This is a genomic window from Photobacterium sp. R1, from assembly GCF_054600795.1.
In genome coordinates, this window is the sequence record NZ_BAAHZP010000449.1 from 1 (window position 1) to 282 (window position 282).

Genomic DNA, 282 nt, shown 5'->3' on the forward strand with positions numbered 1-282 from the left:
GAAAGCGGCGTCAGATGTGTATGCGCCTATATCCGGTGTAGTGGTGGCGATCAATGAAGACCTTGAATTGTCTCCCGAGCTGGTGAATAACGATCCGTATGGAGATGGCTGGCTGATCCAGATAAAAGCCGACGATGAAGGTGAGTTGGATGAATTGCTGGATGCCGAAGGATATCAGGAGTTTACCTCTGAAGACGAGTGATATCAGCTAAGCTTAATAATCAGGCCGGTGACTGGACCGGCCTGACATATGGCTATCAGGCCGCTTCTTTAAGCCGGCGG

At 50.7% G+C, this 282-nt stretch carries 1 protein-coding gene; it reads left to right on the plus strand.

Annotated elements, in window-relative coordinates; all coding sequences use genetic code 11:
• Positions 1-202 (plus strand): glycine cleavage system protein H (locus ACYP03_RS25800; RefSeq protein WP_459782648.1); only part of this gene is annotated, 202 nt, incomplete at its 5' end.
• Positions 203-282: the final 80 nt, after the last annotated feature.